Annotated in this window: 5 protein-coding genes; all 5 read left to right on the top strand. The window is 29.6% G+C overall.

Annotated features, from left to right (window positions below; translation table 11 throughout):
• Nucleotides 1-865: plasmid recombination protein (locus KA833_RS00055; protein ID WP_210128121.1), on the top strand; the 865-nt coding region annotated here is incomplete at its 5' end.
• 560 nt (nt 866-1,425) lie between these two features.
• Nucleotides 1,426-1,590, top strand: a complete 165-nt coding sequence (locus KA833_RS00060) for a ribbon-helix-helix domain-containing protein (RefSeq protein WP_107510999.1) — start codon at nt 1,426-1,428, stop codon at nt 1,588-1,590.
• A gap of 247 nt (nt 1,591-1,837) precedes the next feature.
• Nucleotides 1,838-2,782: a replication initiation factor domain-containing protein gene (locus tag KA833_RS00065; RefSeq protein WP_204172033.1), complete on the top strand. Its 945-nt coding sequence runs from the start codon at nt 1,838-1,840 to the stop codon at nt 2,780-2,782.
• Nucleotides 2,783-2,807: 25 nt separating this feature from the next.
• Nucleotides 2,808-3,569, top strand: coding sequence for an aminoglycoside nucleotidyltransferase ANT(9) (gene ant(9), locus KA833_RS00070; RefSeq protein ID WP_208182380.1), 762 nt, complete (start codon nt 2,808-2,810; stop codon nt 3,567-3,569).
• A gap of 314 nt (nt 3,570-3,883) precedes the next feature.
• On the top strand, nt 3,884-4,115 hold a 232-nt coding region (locus KA833_RS00075; RefSeq protein WP_210128123.1), incomplete at its 3' end, for a plasmid recombination protein.

A 4,115-nucleotide genomic window follows, 5' to 3' on the forward strand; every position in this document is an offset into this window, starting at 1 on the left:
TAAAGATAATTTATTATATGCGACAGTTCACATGGACGAAAAAACTCCACATATGCATTATGGTGTTGTTCCTATCACTGATGACGGTAGATTAAGTGCGAAAGAAGTTGTAGGGAATAAAAAGGCGTTAACAGCGTTTCAAGATAGATTTAACGAATATGTTAATCAACGTGGGTATGATTTGGACCGAGGACAATCAAGACAAGTTACAAATGCTAAACATGATCAGGTAAGCCGATATAAGCAAAAAACAGAATACCATAAGCAAGAATATGAGCGTGAGAGCCAAAAATTAAGCCATATACAACAAAAAAGCAGTGAGTTGATAGAACAATACCAAAAATCATTAGAAACGCTTAAAAAGCCTTTAAACGTCCAATATGAACATGAAACTGAAAAAGTAGGTGGATTGTTCAACAAAGAAATACAAGAAACAGGGAATGTTGTAATAAGCCAAGAAGAATTTAATAACTTTCAGAAACAAATACAAGCAGCACAAACGATTACAGAAGATTATGAGTATATTAAGTCAGATAAAGCTCTGAATGACCTAAAAAACGAAAATAGTAAGCTTAGAGAAGAAAACAAGGATATGTCTGAAACTTTAGCAAGAGCAAATGAGTTTATAAAAGACCTCAAAAAACACCTTGATAATGCGCTTAATGTTATTAAAGTTATTAGAGAGATTTTTGAGAAGTTAGAGCAAGCTATTGGTAGAAATAAATATAGAAATTTAATGAATGATGTGAGTAGAGATAATGCTCCTATGATAAAGGCAATACAAATGTTTGATAAACAAATACACCCTGAAGAATATCAAGAAGAAAAGAATACGCAAAAACGTGATAGGGGTAGAGGTAGATAAATAAAAACGCCACTCTAAAAATAGAATGGCGTTCAAAATCTTAAAAGAATTGTTTTAAGTATATCTAATTTAATTATACCCACGTTTATGCCGAGAAAACTTTTTGTCTTAAAGAGTCCTTAACTTAGACTTAAAGCGACAGCGGTCGATAGCGTCAGCTATTAACCCGACCGACTGACAGCTTTTAGGATTGTTAAGGACGCAAACTTTAAGACCAAAAGGAAATTGGAATAAAAAAATAAATTGAGTTAATGGTTTAGGTTTTAGGGCTAACTTCACGAAGTGATCTGTTAGCCCTGTTTTTGTATTTTGGCTTAGAATTTATCAAATTTAGTTGGAAAAAGGGGGACTACTACGACCCCCCCTTTTAAGTGCCGAGTGCCAATTCCGAGATTGTGAAGTGTTTAGACCTTTAATGCCAATGGATTCAACGATTTTTCACAAAGCTACATTTAGGCTACATTTTAGGGACTTTATGAGTTATTGTATAGAAATCTCTAGACATATATGTATAAATGGAATAAAATAAACTTATTAATAGTTAGAAATGGGGAGTAAAAATGGTTCGTACAAAAGTAGGTATAACTTTAACTGAAGATACTTTGAAAAGACTTGAAGAAATTGCAGAACAAATGGGTTTAACTAAATCTCAGGCTATTTCTATGTTGGTTAATAAAGAATATTTGAGTAAGTATCAAGACAAAGATAAAGTATTTAAGGCATAAAAAAATGACTTGATCTAATTAGGAACTAATTAGACCAAGCCATTTGATAGTGTTATATTAATAACAAAATAAAAAAAAGAAGTCGCTCACGCCCTGACCAAAGTTTGTGAACGACAAAACCGTAATAAAATATAAGAATTATGTTTTATTAATTTGTATATCTAGATATTAAACGATTTAAGTTTATTCTTCAAGATATATATTTGGGTGAGCGACTTCTTAAACAAAATTAAGGAGTCGATTTTTTATGAGTAAAAAAGAACAAGAAATCTATTCAAAACAAGTTACATCAGGGGAAGTGCAAAATTACTCCTTAACCGGCTACTCTAATAGCCGGTTAAGTGGTAATTTTTTTACCACCCCTCAACCAGAATTAAGTTTTGATGCTATGACAATCGTTGGGAATTTGAACAAAGCCAATGCTAAAAAGCTGTCTGATTTTATGAGTATTGAGCCACAAATAAGACTTTGGGATATACTTCAAACAAAGTTTAAAGCTAAAGCACTTAACGAAAAAGTTTATATCGAATATGACAAAGTAAAAGCAGATAGTTGGGATAGACGTAATATGCGTGTTGAATTTAATCCTAATAAACTCACACATGAAGAAATGCTTTGGTTAAAACAAAACATTATCGACTACATGGAAGATGACGGTTTTACAAGATTAGATTTAGCTTTTGATTTTGAAGATGATTTGAGCGACTATTACGCAATGACTGATAAAGCAGTTAAGAAAACTATATTTTATGGTCGTAATGGTAAACCAGAAACAAAATACTTTGGGGTACGTGATAGCGATAGATTTATTAGAATTTATAATAAAAAACAGGAACGTAAGGATAATGCAGATATTGAAGTTATTTCAGAACATCTATGGCGTATAGAAATTGAATTGAAACGAGACATGGTTGATTATTGGAATGATTGTTTTAATGATTTACATATTTTAAAACCTGATTGGACAACACCAGAAAAAGTAAAAGAGCAAGCAATGATTTATTTGTTACTGAATGAAGAAGGCACATGGGGAAAACTTGAAAGGCATGCTAAATATAAATACAAGCAATTAATTAAAGAAATATCTCCAATTGATTTAACTGAATTAATGAAATCGACTTTAAAAGCTAACGAAAAACAATTGCAAAAGCAGATTGATTTTTGGCAACGTGAATTTAGATTTTGGAAATAATATTTAAAGATGAGAGGAGTCAATAATGGAGGAACCAAATAAGCAAATTGATAATGTTTTAATAGAATTGAAACGATTGTTTTCAAAAGATTTATTAGGAGTCTATTTATATGGTTCTTATGTTAAAGGGGGTTTAAAAAAAGATAGTGATGTTGATTTTCTAGTGATAATAAATAGAGATATGACTAAAGAAGAAAAAAGAATATTAATTTCGAAAATTATGCCTATCTCTAAAGAAATTGGTGAAGATACAAGTTTAAAATATATAGAATTAACTGTGCTTAATTATCATGAAAATGAAAATTGGTCTTATCCACCTATTGAAGAGTTTATCTATGGGGAATGGCTTAGAGGAGATTATTTAAATTATTTTATTCCAGAAAAGAATAATAACATTGATTTAACAATATTATTATATCAAGCCAAGCTTTCTTCAATATCAATTTATGGCGAAAATAATATTAATAACTTAATTCCTGATGTTCCATTTATTGATTTACAAAAAGCTATAAAGGAAAGTTCTAAAGAATTGATAAAAGATTTTTATGGTGATGAAACAAATGTTATTTTAACCCTTTGTCGTATGATCGTAACTTATGAAACAGGTAAGTTTTATTCAAAAGATTTAGCTGGCAGTATGATAATAGAAAATTTAGCAATTGAAGAAAATAATTTAATAAGTTTAGCTATTTCTAGTTATAAAAATGGTAATAGCGTTGATTGGGAACTTTTTCCTGTTAAGAGTGTCATTAAAAAACTTTATGCTTATTTGAATTATAAATTATGATAATAGCTTTTGTAATATTTACAATATCCAGTATTCCTTAAATTTTGAAAAAGAAAGTAAGTAGTTGAATATGTTGTTTTAGTTTTGATCTTTATGTTTAACAACCACTATTTTTGGTTGCTGATGTTTTGATTTTGAATTTGGTTTTGAACTTATGGACTGATTTATTCAGTCCATTTTTTGTGCAGGCACAAAAACATGTTTTAGCCTCGCAGAGCATACGGTTTAACGACTTATTGAAAAATAAGTCTAGTATGTTAGACTTAAAGTATTAAATTACTTAACTAACCTTATTGTTGAGGAGTGAATTATATATGTCGTATTCAATTATTAGAGTTTCAAAAGTTAAAACAGGAACAAATACAACAGGCATACAAAAACATGTTCAAAGAGAAAATAATAATTATGAAAATGAAGATATAGACCATAGTAAAACTTACTTAAATTATGATTTGGTAAATGCTAATAAACAGAATTTTAATAACTTGATTGATGAAAAAATTGAACAGAATTATACAGGTAAACGAAAAATTAGAACAGACGCGA

The sequence above is a fragment of the Staphylococcus sp. GDY8P67P genome (genome assembly GCF_017892545.1).
In the GTDB taxonomy this organism is placed as follows: domain Bacteria; phylum Bacillota; class Bacilli; order Staphylococcales; family Staphylococcaceae; genus Staphylococcus; species Staphylococcus ureilyticus.

Coding starts and splice junctions, on each gene's coding strand:
- KA833_RS00060 (WP_107510999.1), top strand. CDS start 1,426: ATGGTTCGTACAAAAGTAGGTATAACTTTAACTGAAGATACTTTGAAA.
- KA833_RS00065 (WP_204172033.1), top strand. CDS start 1,838: ATGAGTAAAAAAGAACAAGAAATCTATTCAAAACAAGTTACATCAGGG.